General features: G+C 49.7%; 17 protein-coding genes and 1 pseudogene. 2 read left to right on the top strand and 16 right to left on the bottom strand.

Translation table 11 applies throughout. The features are described from left to right. Positions 1-7: 7 nt before the first annotated feature. From NSS79_RS05140 to NSS79_RS05085, 12 genes and pseudogenes are all read right to left on the bottom strand, one after another. The gene (locus NSS79_RS05140; protein ID WP_342440303.1) at positions 8-1,102 is read right to left on the bottom strand and encodes a Glu/Leu/Phe/Val dehydrogenase; all 1,095 of its coding nucleotides are present in this window, start codon (positions 1,100-1,102) and stop codon (positions 8-10) included. Between the two features lie 186 nt (positions 1,103-1,288). Further along, entirely contained in the window at positions 1,289-1,618 is a 330-nt protein-coding gene (locus NSS79_RS05135) for a hypothetical protein (protein WP_342438535.1), read from the bottom strand. Positions 1,619-1,654: 36 nt separating this feature from the next. Then, complete coding sequence (locus NSS79_RS05130) at positions 1,655-2,356, bottom strand: pirin family protein (protein ID WP_342438534.1); 702 nt, start codon at positions 2,354-2,356, stop codon at positions 1,655-1,657. A 168-nt stretch (positions 2,357-2,524) separates the two neighbouring features. After that, complete coding sequence (locus NSS79_RS05125; protein ID WP_342438533.1) at positions 2,525-3,172, bottom strand: nitroreductase family protein; 648 nt, start codon at positions 3,170-3,172, stop codon at positions 2,525-2,527. A 154-nt stretch (positions 3,173-3,326) separates the two neighbouring features. After that, positions 3,327-3,764, bottom strand: a complete 438-nt coding sequence (locus tag NSS79_RS05120; RefSeq protein WP_342438532.1) for an Rrf2 family transcriptional regulator — start codon at positions 3,762-3,764, stop codon at positions 3,327-3,329. Between the two features lie 152 nt (positions 3,765-3,916). After that, positions 3,917-4,489 (bottom strand): copper amine oxidase, encoded by a 573-nt coding sequence (locus tag NSS79_RS05115; RefSeq protein ID WP_342438531.1) that lies wholly within the window; start codon positions 4,487-4,489, stop codon positions 3,917-3,919. Between the two features lie 225 nt (positions 4,490-4,714). After that, entirely contained in the window at positions 4,715-5,647 is a 933-nt protein-coding gene (locus NSS79_RS05110; RefSeq protein ID WP_038586438.1) for a manganese-dependent inorganic pyrophosphatase, read from the bottom strand. A 208-nt stretch (positions 5,648-5,855) separates the two neighbouring features. Beyond that, a pseudogene (locus NSS79_RS05105) lies at positions 5,856-6,971 on the bottom strand (slipin family protein). A 162-nt stretch (positions 6,972-7,133) separates the two neighbouring features. Continuing rightward, a complete protein-coding gene (locus NSS79_RS05100; RefSeq protein WP_342438530.1) occupies positions 7,134-8,552 on the bottom strand; it encodes an RtcB family protein in 1,419 nt (472 codons plus the stop codon). Positions 8,553-8,679: 127 nt separating this feature from the next. Then, positions 8,680-8,943 carry a hypothetical protein gene (locus tag NSS79_RS05095; protein WP_342438529.1) on the bottom strand — a complete coding sequence of 88 codons (264 nt, stop codon included), beginning with the start codon at positions 8,941-8,943 and terminating at the stop codon, positions 8,680-8,682. Between the two features lie 278 nt (positions 8,944-9,221). Further along, positions 9,222-9,368 (bottom strand): hypothetical protein, encoded by a 147-nt coding sequence (locus tag NSS79_RS05090; RefSeq protein ID WP_342438528.1) that lies wholly within the window; start codon positions 9,366-9,368, stop codon positions 9,222-9,224. A 148-nt stretch (positions 9,369-9,516) separates the two neighbouring features. After that, on the bottom strand, positions 9,517-10,323 hold the full coding sequence (locus NSS79_RS05085) for an AAC(3) family N-acetyltransferase (RefSeq protein WP_342438527.1): 807 nt from the start codon (positions 10,321-10,323) through the stop codon (positions 9,517-9,519). 200 nt (positions 10,324-10,523) lie between these two features. Between NSS79_RS05085 and NSS79_RS05080 the strand changes: the two genes are divergently transcribed. Next, positions 10,524-11,507, top strand: coding sequence for a ring-cleaving dioxygenase (locus NSS79_RS05080; protein WP_342438526.1), 984 nt, complete (start codon positions 10,524-10,526; stop codon positions 11,505-11,507). Positions 11,508-11,616: 109 nt separating this feature from the next. Here NSS79_RS05080 and NSS79_RS05075 read toward each other — a convergent pair whose 3' ends face one another. After that, positions 11,617-12,321 carry a hypothetical protein gene (locus NSS79_RS05075; RefSeq protein ID WP_342438525.1) on the bottom strand — a complete coding sequence of 235 codons (705 nt, stop codon included), beginning with the start codon at positions 12,319-12,321 and terminating at the stop codon, positions 11,617-11,619. A gap of 100 nt (positions 12,322-12,421) precedes the next feature. Further along, a complete protein-coding gene (locus NSS79_RS05070) occupies positions 12,422-13,105 on the bottom strand; it encodes a YjjG family noncanonical pyrimidine nucleotidase (RefSeq protein WP_342438524.1) in 684 nt (227 codons plus the stop codon). Positions 13,106-13,201: 96 nt separating this feature from the next. Between NSS79_RS05070 and NSS79_RS05065 the strand changes: the two genes are divergently transcribed. Beyond that, complete coding sequence (locus tag NSS79_RS05065) at positions 13,202-14,161, top strand: MraY family glycosyltransferase (RefSeq protein ID WP_341097558.1); 960 nt, start codon at positions 13,202-13,204, stop codon at positions 14,159-14,161. A 144-nt stretch (positions 14,162-14,305) separates the two neighbouring features. Here NSS79_RS05065 and NSS79_RS05060 read toward each other — a convergent pair whose 3' ends face one another. Beyond that, positions 14,306-15,541, bottom strand: a complete 1,236-nt coding sequence (locus NSS79_RS05060) for an MFS transporter (protein ID WP_342438523.1) — start codon at positions 15,539-15,541, stop codon at positions 14,306-14,308. Positions 15,542-15,694: 153 nt separating this feature from the next. Next, a complete protein-coding gene (locus NSS79_RS05055; protein WP_038586414.1) occupies positions 15,695-16,168 on the bottom strand; it encodes a MarR family transcriptional regulator in 474 nt (157 codons plus the stop codon). Between the last annotated feature and the right edge of the window lie 32 nt (positions 16,169-16,200).

Genomic DNA, 16,200 nt, shown 5'->3' with positions numbered 1-16,200 from the left:
ACAACCGCTATCTTCTGCTGATGGCATGATGCTCATTCCGCAGGAACGTGCTGCGGCTTGTGCGCAGCAGGGCAATCCGCTCTTCTGCCAGGCGGTCTGCAGCGGCATAAGCCGGTATTCCATTGGCCTGTGAAATCTCCAGCACACGGGTAATGCTGCCATAGATCTTGGCAATTTTCTTAAAGGCTCGTTCCTTATTATAGCCGTTCAATTCGTCGGCAACGTTGATTACGCCACCGGCGTTAATGACATAGTCTGGCGCATAAACAATGCCCTTAGCGTGCAGGGCATCACCATGACGCGGCTCCTTCAGCTGATTGTTGGCCGCACCTGCGACAACCTTCGCCTTAAGCACCGGCAGCGACTCATCATTTATGGTTGCACCGAGTGCGCAAGGGGCATAAATATCGCAAGCTACCGAGAGGATGTCCGCAGGATCAACTGCTTTGGCCCCGTAGGCCTCCACTGCCCGGGCCACAGCTTCCTTGTTAATATCCGTTACAATAAGCTGTGCTCCCTCTTCGTGAAGATATTTGCACAGTGTAAAGGACACGTTGCCTACACCTTGTACTGCCACTGTCTTGCCAGCCAGCGAATCACTGCCAAAAGCCGCATTGGCTGCGGCCTTCATCCCTTGATACACCCCGAAAGCTGTAGCCGGTGAAGGATTGCCGGAGGAACCGTAAGTGGCCGAAATCCCGGTAACATAATCCGTCTCCTGATGAATAATATCCATATCCTCTTCTGTGGTGCCTACATCCTCCGCTGTGATATAACGGCCGTTCAAACCTTGTATGTATCTGCCGAAGGCCCGGAACATCGCCTCGTTTTTGTCTTTTTTGGGGTCGCCGATAATCACCGTCTTCCCGCCGCCGAGATTTAGTCCCGCCACAGCATTCTTATACGTCATGCCTTTGGCCAGCCGCAGCGCATCGACAATCGCCGCTTCCTCGGAAGCATAAGTCCACATTCTTGTTCCGCCCAGTGCGGGCCCCAGTGTTGTGTCATGAATCGCAATGATCGCCTTTAACCCTGATGCCTTATCCTGACAAAACAACAGCTCTTCGTAATCGTCCCGCTGCATTGCTGCAAACAATTCCATTTTATTCATTTCTCCTATCTCATCTCTTTGGTCGTGTTACGTTTCATAACAAAGCTAGTACACCAGGAGCGGATTGTCAATATCATTTGTCCTCTCTCCGTGGATTTTTTGAAAAAAAAGACTATACCAGACACTAACTTTACCTTTGATGTGATATTAGTGAAATAAATAATAGAATTGACACTGCTATTCCCAATATTGGTCGGGCCGGTACTCAATCTCGGACTGGACCGCTATCGTTAGACATCCTGAAGAGGCGTCGTAATCTACCGCGTTATCGCCTACATAATACCAATGCTTGATAATCGGCCCCTCCGCAGGCTCCTCGAAGCGGAACACATTGAGCTCGGACTTCAGCTCCACCACTGCTGCCCCTTTATCGGAAGCTACCCCGCAGATCGTAATTACCGTCAATGCGCCTTGCGGATCAAACGTATAGGTAGGGCCGTCCGTGCTGCTGACCAGCAAACGTCCTGTTACCGAATGCTTAACCAGCACTCTCTCCTGCTGCGCCATTATATGTCCCTCCTTGTAACTGTTCTTCGTAAGCAGCTACGGTAAATCAATCACCATAACCAGGGTATTCTCTGCAGCGGCAAGACTTAAGGCACTGACCTCTTCAATCCGTGCCGAATCCCCCGGCAGCAGCTCGACATCCCCCTGCAGCTTCAGCCGTCCCTCAATTAGATATATAAAAATGCGCCGTCCCTGCTCCTGTTGAAAAGATAATACCTGGCCGGCTTCCGCCCGGCCGAGATAAATCGTCATATCCTGGGCAATACCCACGACCTCTTCCGAAGGCTCTGCAGCCACCACAGACAGCAGTTTTCCTTCAAGCTTCGCCGGATCAAATCGGCCGATGCTGTAAGAAGGTGCCGTTCCGCGGGTACGCGGCATGAACCACAGCTGCAGCAGCCGTACCGGCTCGCTGTCCGAAGGATTATGCTCCGTATGAATAGCGCCGGTTCCAGCCGACATACGCTGAATGCCGCCGAAGGTTGTTTCTGCTACATTGCCCAAATTATCTTCATGGCGCAGCCTGCCGGACAGCACGATGGACACGATCTCCATGTCGCTGTGCGGATGGGCGCCGAAGCCCCTGCCCGGTGCGATGGTATCATCGTTGCAGACGCGCATCGGACCAAACGCGGTATTATCGGGATCATAGAAATCACCGAACGAGAAGCTGTGGCTGCCTTGCAGCCAGCCGTGATCAAAACGGTGGGCAAATTGTGCCGGATAGACTTGAATCAAATGATCCCCTCCTGAAAGTTTTGTGAGCATTCCTTCAAAGATCTGCTTCGAACAAAACTGACTTCGAAAGCATCTGCTAACAATATTTTAGCAGAAAGCACCGCAAAACAAAAAAAACCGGCCAGCTTACGCTGACCAGCCCCTGCTTCCCTTGACAGGTGAAACTAATTAACCCTGAAATCCGTTCCAATGGGTAACCTGCTCCAGCGGCAATCTGACGGTTGGCCGTCCTTCCACCGCTGCCTTGCCCAGAGCAATCAGCATCACTGTTAGATAACGCTCAGGGATCTGGAACAGCTCTCTGAAGCCATCGGGGTTGAAGCCGCCCATAGGCACAGTGTCATAACCTTTCGCTTTGGCTGCAAGCATAAGCTGCATGGATACCAGGCCGCCGTCAACACGCGCGATGTTGTTCAGCATCTCAACCGGCATGCCGGAATATCCATCCCGGCTTCTCTTCGCCATGGCAGCCCCCACTTCCGGAGTCACATATCCGGCAGCCTCCGCGTACTCGTAAATAGCCTCTGCATTGCGGTATGCCTCAGAATCGCCAAGCACGGCGATAACGGCAGAAGCTTCTACCGTCTGCTGCTGGTTGTTGGCGATAGGCAGCAGCTGTGCCTTCAGTTCCTGATCCGTAATGACGATGAACCGCCATGGCTGCAGATTGGAGGAGGATGGTGCCAGAACCGCATCTCCTAGAATCTCCTTGATCTCCTCCTCGGAAATCTTCCAGGATGGATCATATTTGCGCACCGAATGCCGTTCGCGGATCACCTTGTTAAATTCCACTTCCGTTTTCAATTCCGTTGACATCACACTACTCCTCCTCTTCCTAATCCGGTTTATATTCTGTGTTTATTAATACACAGTTAAAAGCAAAAAAATATACTCTCCCCTGCGGCAACTCATCATGATGCATTTAACTGTATTTTAATATGCACAGTATAATTCAAATAAATGAATCCTGTCAACAACCTGCTTTGCGCACCATATCGGCAAGCGTATACTGCTCCAGCACGCCAATCACACTGCGATCCATTTCCTCCAAAACATCTCCGCAGGCCGCCTTCATCTGCTCTCCAAAAGCATTGATGCACATCGTATCTTTTACGGCTTTATTGCGGGATTCCCCCACTTCCAGCGCCAGGTATATTTCCGCGAGCGTCAGCTCCTCCGGGGCACGGTTCAGCAAATAACCGCCATCCCTGCCTTCCCGGGTCACCAGGATATGCTCTCTGGTCAAATTCGCCATCGTGCGTCTCAACAGCGTTGCCTCCGACGAGAGAAGCTCGGCGATCTCGCAGCTTGAACAGGTGTCGCCCTTTTTCGCCAGGATCACAAGCGCCTGCAATACCAGTCCAAACGATTTATATTGAAGAGCTCCGCTGTTTCGCGTTTTTGTCATTATTCCCGCTCCTTTCGGCACATTCATGTAAGCTTAGTATAGAGCCCATCCCCAATTTTGGCAAAGAGAAAGCCCTGCCGGCATCGCAATACGATCTCGGGAGAGCTTGGCCGTTCGCGGAACCGGAAATTTCTTGATATCCGTACGTTTCTTTAGATTGTAGAAATTTGGATTTCAGAAACAACCGCCCATTCCTTGGAAGTAGTATCCTTCAGATACACCTGGATCTTATAGTTTCCCTTTGCACTAAAGGTGCTGGAGAATTCAGCAGATTTGAACCAGAAGCTGTCCTTCTTATCCTTGACCGACGCGGCATCAATATTTTCTGTTTTGCCCTCCGGATCGCTGATGATTATTTTCAAATCCGATATATCCGTCTTCAGGCTGTCCACCTGCACCAAGACCGAAAATTTATTGCTGACACCGCTTCTGACCTTTCCAAAGATCTTCCCCTGATCATCAAGCAACGCTATGTTAACATTCGGCTTATAGACACGGACAGCCTTGGCGGACTCGTCCCAGAACATAAGCGCCTGCAGCCCCCCAACCAGCTGCTGGGCCGGCAGATAGGTCTCTCCATCAACTGATAATCCAGCTTGTTTTTGCAGCACATTGTTCAAATAGACCGCTATATCCGGTTTGCCGGGCGCGGCATAAAGCATGGTTCCGCCTGAAATCACCGTTATACAAACGGCTGCCAGAACCTTCTTTTTCATCTTCCCCATTCTTGCTCCCCCTCTCTGTGACTATGCTGTTTATACCCTTCAGAAGGCAATTAGTTGCATAATATTAGAAAACAGTATAGCCGAACATTTGGTAGATCCAAACGGCGGCAGATGTGCATTGCCAAAAAAACCGGCTGCCCCGTCCTGTTAAGGATGGCACAGCCGGTTTCTCTGAAATCATATGATTAGGAACAGGACAATAACGTCCAGTCTTCCATGCAATTGTTACAGCTTGGCAATCGTTTCAGTAAGCACTGGCACGATTTGCGATTTGCGGGAAACTACACCCTTCAGAATGGCTTTGTTATCATCCAGCTTTACATTATAAGCCTGCTCTACAGCACCTGCAACGCGGCCCAAAGCCAAACCTACGGAATCGTTGTTCAGGATGTCTGTAACAACGAACAGGAACAGATCAAGTCCTTTGTCAGCAATGATTGTGTTCAGCGCAGCTTCCAGCTCTACCTGTTTGGAGAGCACATCGTTCACATCCACCGCATTTACCTGGGCAATTTCTACTTTGTATTCACCCATTTTGAATTCCTTGGCATCCAGGGAAATCAGCTGTGCAATGCTCTTGTCGCTGAGGTCTGCTCCGGCTTTAAGCATGGAAAGTCCATAGCTGTCTGCATCCACACCGGCAATTTCAGCCAGCTCACGCGCAGCTGCCACATCTTCTCCGGTGCAGGTTGGCGATTTGAACAGCAAAGAATCAGAAATAATGGCGGACAACATCAGACCGGCGATTTCCTTCGGAATCGCTACTCCGTTTTCTTTGTACAGCTTGTTCAGGATTGTTGCTGTGCAGCCAACCGGCTCGGCACGGTAGTACAGCGGATGAGCCGTTTCAAAGTTGGCGATCCGGTGATGGTCGATAACCTCGACAACCCGCACCTGATCAATATCATTTGCACTTTGCTGCCGTTCATTATGGTCAACCAGAATAACCTGTTTAGCTTCGCCTGCCACATTCTCTACCAGACGCGGAGCTGCCACTCCAAATTGATCGAGCGCAAATTGCGTCTCGCCGCTTACTTCTCCCAGACGAACCGGCTCGGCATCCCAGCCCAGTTCTTTTTTCAGTGCCGCATAAGCAATTGCTGAACAAATCGTATCCGTATCCGGATTTTTGTGTCCAAAGATCAATGTTTTTTCCATTTCCAATCTCCTTACTTTGTTTTTTGTGAGAATAATATACCATACATTGATAGGGACTAGCCAGATTGTGCGGCAGAACTTAAGTTTGAGGTCACCATTTATACTTATAAATTGTATGCTTATACAAGAATAACCCGCCTACGAAAAAAGTCCGCTGGCAGGTTATCCGGGAGTCAGGAAAATGAAAATGCAGAATAATAACGCCGTACTACTGCTTCCCTTCACCATTATGGATCAGCAGCTGGCCGAGCCTTTCCGCCAGCGTACCTCCCCCGACCAAAGAGACATTGCCGATCCGCTCACTGATTTTCTCCAGAAACTCAAGCTCCTTCAGACGGTATAGCGTTTTGTTCTCGTCCATCAGCTTTGCCGTGTTCAGCAGACTGCGGGTGGAGGCTGTTTCTTCGCGCCGGGTGATCAGATTGGCCTGTGCCTTCTTCTCTGCCAGCAGCACGGTATTGAGAATATCCTTGATCTCTCCCGGCAGAATAATATCCTTCACTCCGGCGGAGTGGAACTGTACGCCATACCCTTCACTCTGCTCCTGCAGCCGGGAGAGTACAAAAGCCCCCACCTCCTGCTTCATCCGCAGCAGATCATCGAGCTTCAGGCTGCCGACGTATTCACGGAGCACCAGCTGCAGGCTGATATACATTTGTTCCTCCACCGATTTGATCGCCAGCGTCCGCTGCGGATTCACAATCGAATACTGGCAGACAAAATTGAGCCTGAGGCTAACCTTATCCTCTGTCAGCATCTCCTGACCGGTCATATCCATTTGCTGCTGGCGCAGGTCAACGGTTTTTACCGCCACCTTCACCGGACCTCTCCAGAAATCATATTTGCCCGGCGGCAGCTCCCGCTGCAGCATGTTATTGAAATAAAGAATGCCGATTTCATGTGCGGCTACCTCAAAGCTCTGAATCGCATATGGAAATCACGGCAGGATGGAGCGGTCAATCTCCGCCGGAATCTCCGGCTGGCGGCTATCGGCGCGGATGAACCGGTGCGTGCTGAGCTTCGTCCAGAAAGCATGCTGGCCAGGAGGAAGCAAGGTTCGGAATCTTTCGTCCTCATAATGCAGCACATATTCATAATCGGTTACATTCACAATCTCCAGGTCTCGCAGCAGCGCCTCGTCCTGCATGAAAACTTTCAACGTTTTGCCAGGGACGCTGAACGGCTCGCTTAATTTCAACTTTTCGATTTTCTGATCTGTAAAGCCTGTCAACCAGTATGTACCGGGCTCTAAATATTTGTCGTAGCTGCCTTTCTTGAACAGTAGTCCGCGTTCATCGGCAGCAATCGTGATTTTATTTAACATTAGTTCCTCCCGAACCCCGAAGGAGGATAAGTCCCGGATCTGCTCTGCAGTATACCCGGCCATACAATGGCGGGCACTGCGGGATCATCAGAAATCCCCGCTAAGCACGCAGATCGTAAATACCCAAATCTATTATAATTTGTAAGTACCTCATTAATAAAGCTAAATTCCTTTAATCACAGCCATCGGCTTGCACTTCGCGACCACATCGGCTAAATCCGCTCCCGTAATGCTGTCGATGATCTGGTCCACATCCTTATAGGCTTGCGGGCATTCATCCAGAATCGTCTCCAGGGAACGGTGGTTGACGATGATCTCCTCCTCCGTGCCCACCTTCAGTGACTGGCTGAACTCATCAACTGTCACTGCCAGCCGGGTAGCTCTTCTGGAGCGCACTCTTCCCGCGCCGTGGCAGATGGAGTAGAAGTTCTTCACGCCTTCCTCCCGCCCGAGCATGATGTATGAGGAGGTACCCATGGAGCCGGGAATCAGTGCGGGATGTCCTGTGTCCTTATACACAGGTGTGTTAAGGAAATGGCCCGGCGGCAGCGCACGTGTTGCCCCTTTACGGTGCACCAGCATCGGCTGGCCGCGGTGGAATTCCTTCAGCGCGTAGTTATGCATCAGGTCATACAGCACCGGCATTTCAAACTGCGGCCCGTACAGTTCCCGGAAAGCTTCCTGCACCCCGAAAGCGATCATATGCCGGTTGGTTACGGCGAAATTCAGCGCAGAGTACATCAGGTTCAGGTAGGCCTGCCCTTCCCGGCTGCTGATCGGCGCGTAATTCAGGTTCGGATCAGGATTACTTACGCCCCACAGATGCATCGCTTCTTTAATAGTTTTCGTATGCTCCCGGCCCACCATTGCGCCCCAGGCCCGGGAGCCGGAATGAATCATCACGACAACCCCGCCGTCAAACAGCCCCCACTTCGCCGCCAGCTCCTTATGTTCCTCGGCAATCTCCAGATATTGAATCTCGCAAAAGTGGTTGCCGCTGCCCAGTGTCCCAAGCTGTCCGTGGGCGTTCTTGCGGATTTTGGGCGGCAGCTGCTCCAGCGCCGCATGGTCGTAGCGGAAATTACTTTCCTCCACATGCGTGATCCACTGCGGCGAAGGAATATATTTATCGGGCAGGCCATTTAGGCCGTTCCGCACAACCTCCATAATGTCGATGTCGGCATAATTGCTGTTGACGCGCTCGCTCGTCGGCACATACTTTTCAATCGCTTCAATCAGCTTGCGGCGGACCGCTTTGTCCTGCAAATCCCTCTTGTGCAGCGGTGTGGTGTGCACCCGCATCCCGCAGCCGATATCCACGCCGACAATCGAAGGGGAGACCATACCGTCCTTCATATTCCAGACTGCCGTGGTGCCGATGCAGGTTCCTACGCCCACATGCGCATCAGGGGTGTACCCCATATACTTATTGCGCGGAATCCGCAGGTTGTTATCAGCCATCTCAAAGACCTTGTCTTCAAACGATCCGTAAATTTCCTTATTGGCGAACACATGCAGCGCTCCGTGCGGAAGCTCCAGCTCATAATGATTGCCGCCATGGGTTTTGCTGTTCCAATTCATTTCATTCTCCTCCTGAACGTAAAGTTTTTTTCGACCCCAAAATAAAAAACTGCCGGTTCACGCGGTTCGCCGTCCTCTTCAGGAGCAGCAAAATCCAGCGTAATCCGGCAGCCTCATCTCTTGTTCCTCATAGCTGCAGCGGCGCAGCCATGCTGCGCTCTGCAATCGGAATCCCCCTTGCCTTACGCCTCGCAGGAGAGAAGCCGGGAAGATAGATGTCGCCGGACAAGTAAACATAACGCCCATCTCGATGAACAGCATATAGCGGGCAGGCGGGATCCTGCGGCTGCGATAGCTGTAGCGGTTGCGGTTGCGGTTGCGGTTGCTCCTGTTTCTTTTCCTGACTCTGTTTTTTTATAAATTGTTCATGCCAACTCATCTCTGCGTTCATGGTTCTCTCTCCTTTCACGAATGGGTTCAACCGTGCTGGAATGCTTAAATTTAGGAAAAGCTAGCTCATACACAAGTGGAAACGGCTTTCCGTCCTCAAAAGGACGGTATCCGTTTCAGCGAGAAATAGAAGGATAATTTATAGCATAAAGCATATAAATTTTTATATTTACAAAAAGACTGCGTCCCGCCGCCTCTTCCCCCAGCCGTCAAAAGGCCAAAGAAAAAAGCTGCGAGATACGCAGCCTGGTTCCCGAAAACTCTATGCGCAGTTGCAGATTATATCTGCATACTGCCGAGCAAGGGGGAGCTGCGCAATACAATCGTATCGTCACTATAGGAGACAAATGATGGCTCATCACCGGATAGAATTCTCTCGCTGAAGCCTGGTTGATCATTCTGTTCAAAGCGATTTAGTATCATCATTGTTCCTGCACCCCCCAGGCCCATTCCGACCCGTAAATTTGTTGCCAGCTTACCATGTTATTCCAGATGATGTCAACCGCTATATAGTTTGAACTTAAGATCGCGGTTGAAATCCGCAGACAAATGTTTTTCAGCCACTATGTAGTTATCAAGGTATCTGACGCTTGGTCTTCGGAAGCGCCTCTGGCACCGCTTCGCCGTTCAGCGGTTCGTTATCCGAGAAGAGATCGGGATTCACAGCCAGCATCCGGCTTAGGATTTCAGTCGTTTCTACTGTGCCGCAGATCATTGCCACGGCATCCCCAAAGCTGCCCTTGCGTAAAGCACCGCCCTCTTGAAGCACCTGCTCCACCTTCCAAAAATGCTGCGACCAGGACAGTCCGCAATGTCTGCGGGAAGGTACGGCGATTTCTTCGCCTTCGGGCGTAACCGTGTAGAGCAGCTCATGGTCATCTGTCATTCTGCCGGGAATATCCACCCATTCCTCGATGCCATGGATGAACGTATTCCGCCGTAAATCAACGCCAAGCAGCATAATGTCGGTTTTGCGGTCGAGCAGCTTACCATAGACTGAATCCCGTGAGCAAGGCGTATCCCGGCTTTCCTCTCCGGCAATGAACGCCTGTGCATCCTTGCCCAGGGCGGCCACGGAATGGGTCGGATGCCAGGAACGGATCACCCCCGGACGGCGGCGGAACAATTCCGGCAAAATCCCGACGCAGACAGGGGAGTTTAATACATCAAATCGCGGATTAGTGGCATTAATATACGACCAGGTGTGTGTCGGCAGCACAAGCAGCCCGTCCTTCATGTACTCACTGAGCACATCCAGTACCGCGTCCGCGCCTCCCTGCACCTCACCGATGCTTTTTAACGAAGAATGAACGAGCAGTGTCCCCGAAGGGTTGATTTCAAGTGCCTTCAACTGTTCAGACAAGCCTGCTTTGGTATGCATTTTTGCTTCTCTCCTTCACGAAATTGTACAGATCATAAATCCTCTATTGCAAATTAGGTTATTAACTGATAAAATTATAGTAACTTAATAATATTCACAAATATTCAAATCTGTATACTCGCCGTTGTGTTCTATCCGATTTCCACATGAACCGAACGATTCCAATACATGCTTAGGCAACTACCTGGAGGTAATATACCATGAGTTTAACATTAAAAGGACTTCACCACGTATCCGCGATTACAAAGAAAGCACCGGAAAATTTCAAATTTTACACCGAAGTGCTTGGTCTGCGCCTGATTAAAAAGACCGTAAACCAAGATGACATCTCCGTGTATCATTTGTTCTACGGGGATGAGCTGGGCAATCCGGGGACAGAATTGACTTTCTTCGAGCTTCCGAATGCTGGACGCAACCGCGACGGCAACAACAGCATCTCTGCCCTTTCACTGCGTGTGCCGGATGATAAAGCGCTTGATTATTGGAAACAGCGTTTAAGCGAGTTCAGCGTAGAGCATGATGAAATCACTGAGCGGGGCGGCCGCAAGACATTGGCTTTCCGCGATCCTGAGGGACAGCGTTTCAATCTGGTCTCGGACGAGAACAATCAGGGTGTGGCCGGCGGCAAGCCCTGGGATAAGAGTCCTGTTCCGGCAGAGCATGCCATTGTCGGTCTGGGCCCCGCACATTTAACCGTCGAAACCGCGGAACACACCGCATTAGTGTTGGAGGATCTGCTTGGTTTCCGCCGCAAAGGCAGCTATCCTTCGCCCGCAGCCGGGCAGCCGGACATCATTGTATACGAAACCGGAGAAGGCGGTTCCGGCTCAGAGGTGCATCTGGAGGAACGCAATGACCTTCCCCAGGAACATCTCGGACGGGGCGGTGTACACCATGTGGCCTTCCGCGTGGACAACGAAGCGGAATTAAAGCAATGGATCGAGCGCATCCGCACAGTACAGCTGCCCAATTCCGGGTTCGTTGACCGCTTCTACTTCCGCTCCCTCTACTTCCGCGAGCCTAATGGCATATTGTTCGAGCTGGCTACGGACGGTCCGGGCTTTGCCACGGACGAACCGCTTGAGCACCTGGGTGAATCGCTTGCCCTGCCGCCGTTTCTGGAATCGAAGCGCGCACAGATTGAAGCTCATCTGAAGCCGCTTGATACCCGCCAGCAATCTTAATCCGGCTGTCTGTTAGTTTTTAAATACTGAGGCACGCCTCTTATATAACAAAGCCGCATTCTCTGTGAATGCGGCTTTGTTCATACTGCTGAATTCTATAGCTGGATATTTATACTTCCGACCAGGTAACGGTGAAAACGTTATAGCCGGGCTGTGCTGTCGAAGCTCGGCCTGAGATAGAGACCGGGCTGATTCCGCCCAGTTTGCCGGTAATCTTTACAGTTGTTGCAGTTACCGTCTCTGATGCATTCTCCGACCGTTTAATCCGGGCATATTCACCATACACGAACCCCATCGTAGCCAATGTCTCCTGGGTCATATAAGTAAAGGAGGCCTTCATGACTCCGCCCGAATCCGTATCCAAAGTTGTTGTAACCACGGCATCTGCCGGAATCGGGAAATCCTTCGGCAGATTAGCAGGCCGCTTCACACCCGCCGCCGGAGTACTTGTGCCGCTGCCGGAGTTTCCGGAACCCGCAGTACCTCCGGTGCTTCCAGAGCTTCCTGACGCCGCTCCAGTTTCGGCCCCGCTGCCGATTCTCACTTTGGAATTAACCGCATCATAGGCAACAGGCACGTCCAGGGCATCTGCGATGGAGCGGATCGGCAAATACGTCGTCCCCTCATAGGTGATCGGAGCCAAGGTTTTGCCGTTGGCATCCTTCAGCCAGTAGGGATTTTCGTCCACAACAATACCAAGTCCATGGTTCAAATAAGCCTTGATCTGCTGCAATTTACTTCCTGCATATACGCCAGCAGAACCGGTTACGGCCATGCCGGCTACAATTGTGGCAATCAGCCATTTTTTATTCATAGCTATCCTCTCCCGTATATTAGAATGATGTGAAATTGAACTTTGCGCCTTAATACTATTTAACACCGGGAGAACTTTTCAACCTGTCAAGCCTCCAACTTCAGGCGATAATTCCAAGAAGCTCGGACAGATCCCGGATTTCATATGTAGGCTTAATCCCCGCTTCATTGGCTTTCTCCAACGGATTGAACCAGCAGGTGTCGATCCCGTAATTCATCCCGCCCTGGATATCCGATGTCAAAGAATCGCCCACAATCAATACTTTGCTTTTATCCGTAATCCCAAGTTTGGCAAAAGCATAATCGAAAATCCCGGGCTCCGGCTTCTGCGAGCCTGCCTCCTCGGAAATAATAATCTGCTCAAACATGTTACAGAGTGGCGAACCTTGAATTCTGGACAACTGCACTTCTTTGATTCCATTCGTGATAATCGCAAGTCTGCAGCCGGTAAGCCCGCCGCACAGTTCCACCGCCCCCTGAATCAAATAGGTCCCCTCACCCAAAAAGCGCAGGTAGACTTCGCTGAAGGCCTCCGGACTGTATTCGAGCTTGTGGCGCGCAAACAACCGGTTGAACCGTTCCACCCTGAGCGCCGCCGAGTTAATCCGCCCCTGCTCTAGATCCTTCCACAGCGCCTGATTGATCTCGCGGTAGCTGGCTCCATATTCCTCCGCCCCCGTCGGCAACCCGAAATGGGCAAACACATTTAGAAAAGCCTGTCCTTCCGCCATTCCATAGTCAAACAGCGTATCATCGGCATCAAATAAAATAACCTCGTATTTCATAATTCCCCTCCAGTTTTATGTTTCGTCGACAAACGTTCTGCTTCTGCGATATAATTTAGACAGACCTGCTTAAAAAAATCAACGGTGGTGATTGTCATTTTATACGTTTTATCGTTTCTGGTGTCATTTTTCATCGTCTATTGGCTGATTCCTCCGCTTAGCAAACTGGCTTTCCGGCTTGATTTTGTGGACAAGCCCCGTCAGGATGTCGAACGCAAAATACATAGGGAGCCCATTCCTCTGACAGCCAGCTATGCCATATTTATCGGATTTTTCATTACATATCTGCTGTTTGCCCGTGACTTCTCACTGGAGACACTAGCCCTGTTCATCGGCGGTGTGCTGCTGCTGACTATAGGCACCATTGATGACTGGTACAAAACCAAGGGCAAGGATTTCCCGGCACTGCCCAAGTTTATCGTACAGATTGCAGCGGCGATCCTTGTTTTTCTCTCCGGTAATGCCTTTACCGGGTTCATTAATCCGTTCTCCGGGGATTACATCTCCCTGCCGGTTATTCTGCAGTTCGTGCTGACGATCATCTGGATCTTCGGCGTAACTACTGTCATTAACTTCTCTGACGGCATGGACGGATTAGCCGGGGGACTCACGGCCATTTCGGCAGTCACCCTGTTTATTGTCGCTGTGACCAAAGGGCAATCTACTTCCGCAATCATGGCCATTGCTCTCGTCGGAGTTACACTTGCCTATCTGCGCTACAACAAGGCACCGGCCAAAATCTTCATGGGTGACGCAGGCGCCACCTTCCTCGGCTTCATTCTGGCCGTGATCGCGCTGGACGGCGCGTTCAAGCAGGCAACGGTGCTGTCGTTGTTCATCCCGATTTTAGCGCTTGGCGTGCCGATTTTCGATAATATCTTTGTCGTCATCAAACGCTTCATTCAAGGCAAATCGATCTATCAGGCCGACGCCACCCAGGTGCATTACCGCCTGCTCAAGGCCGGTCTTAACCAGAAGCAGGTTGTTGCCGTGCTTTATCTGGTCAGCGTGTGCCTGTCGCTGTCCTCCATCATCCTGTTGCTGATCGAGACTTAACAGACGGCGTATACTCAAACTGCCGGGCTTGTACGAACGCAGAAATAAGAAAACCACCCTTAACATGCAGGGTGTTTCAGACTGTAGACCCATAGGGTTTCAGAACTTGTCCCTGAGTTCTGAAACCCTATTATTATATGTTTTTTACATACTTACCTGCGTTCTCTTATATAAAACTGGTATTGCCGCTGCTATAAGGATCATACCCATAAAAGCGGGTGCGGCAGACCCAAGTGATACATAGATTTGACCTCCAATGACAGGCCCGATCATTCTTGCTAAAGCCTGAATAGATTGGCTCCCTCCTTGAATCCTTCCTTGTTCACTAGAATCTACAGACTTGGAGAGCATCCCATTAAATGAAGGCCCAAAGATCGAATCACCAAAACCAAAAATAAACATGCCAGCAATAAAAAGAGGATAAAGTGAGAACAAAGCAGATAGCGCAATAAGACTGTAGCCTATAATCTCTGAAATCATTCCAAGAACTGCTATCTGCTTATCACTAAGTTTTGTCAAAAGCTTTGGCATTATGAAACCTTGTGAAATGATGTCTTGGGCGCCCATAATTGAAAACACAAGTCCGATTAGTGCAGGCTTCCAACTGAAAGTATCCATTGTAAATTGGGATAAAACTGCCTGTAAAGATCCGTTGGGTATCCAAAGTAAGAACGCCGAGACAAGTAGCCTTTTTAAGTTTTTCGTGGAAAGCAGGTTAGCAAGCTGTGTAAATGGATTCAGTCTAACAAAGGTAATCTCTTTCAGTCTATTATTCTTGCCAAGGCTCTCAGGCATAAAAAAGAATCCATAAACAACATTCAATAAAGTTAGTATTGCTCCAAAATACATGGGTACAGCATAACCAAACTTGGCAAGTAATCCGCCTAGAGTTGGGCCAATAACGGTGCCTACACCTACAACCGCACTCACCCATCCAAAGTATTTGGTTCTCTGCTCTTGAGGAATGATGTCTGCAAAATATGCGAAGATCGTGCTTATGCTCCCGCCTGTTATACCTTCTATTATGCGCCCGGCAAATAGTACCCATAGAGCTCCGCCTATGCCAAAAATGAAGTACCCGATTGCGGAACCCAAAAGGCATACCAAGAGCAATGGACGACGGCCATATTTGTCGCTCAAAACCCCAAGTACGGGGGCCGCAAAAAACACGCAGAGGGCATAAACAGAGGTCAGCAGCGTAACAACTACAGCTTGTTCTCCCGGTTTGCTTGTATAAGGCTGCACTAAGAATGGGACGACAGGCATTATGATACTGAAGCCTATTCCGCAAAGAAACACAGAGATAAGACCGAATATTAAAGCGTGTTTATCTACGGTTTTTTCTATGTTCTGTTCATTGTTTGATCTAAATATGGACATTTAAATTCTCTCCTCAAAAGCTGTTATTTAGTTTCCTTGTCAACAAAATAATATCTCCGTTTTGTTTCCTTGTCAACAAATTAAACAGCAAAAAAAGGCAGCCCGTTCTCAATAGAGCCCGGCTGCCTATGGTTTCATTTTCATTATTCAAAGTTATTCGGACTTAAAATCTATACCCAGTTTTTTTATTTCTGCATCCAAATGCCTACTATACTTTTCCACGAAGCTAAGCATGCTGTCGAATTGTTCCTCGGTTACCTGCTCAAATACGGCTTTATCCCGCTCTTGAAACTCTTTGTGCAGGTCCTCATGGATTTTATAAATTACTTTCCCTTGCTCAGTAAGCCTAAAATAGATTTCCTTCTTGTTATCCTGCTTCTGGTAGCTTTCGATAAGGCCTTTTTTTATGAGCTTCTTAGTCATTTTACTTATGGCACCGCGAGTCATATAAAAGGACTCCGCAAGTTTTGTTACGTTGGAATCTACGTTTTTTTCAATGTATTCAATGCAATGTACTTCAGAAGACTTATAACCCTTAAGACTGTCCTCCATCTTATCCTTATTAAGCCAAACCATCTTGTTATATACGTCTCTGAAGCCCATTATAACCTGTTCTTCTTTGTTCACGACCTGTCCTCCCACCCGCTCAGTGCATTAAC

Source organism: Paenibacillus sp. FSL L8-0436, from assembly GCF_038593025.1.
In the GTDB taxonomy this organism is placed as follows: Bacteria; Bacillota; Bacilli; order Paenibacillales; family Paenibacillaceae; genus Paenibacillus_AQ.
This window is presented reverse-complemented; position numbering and strand designations above follow the sequence as displayed.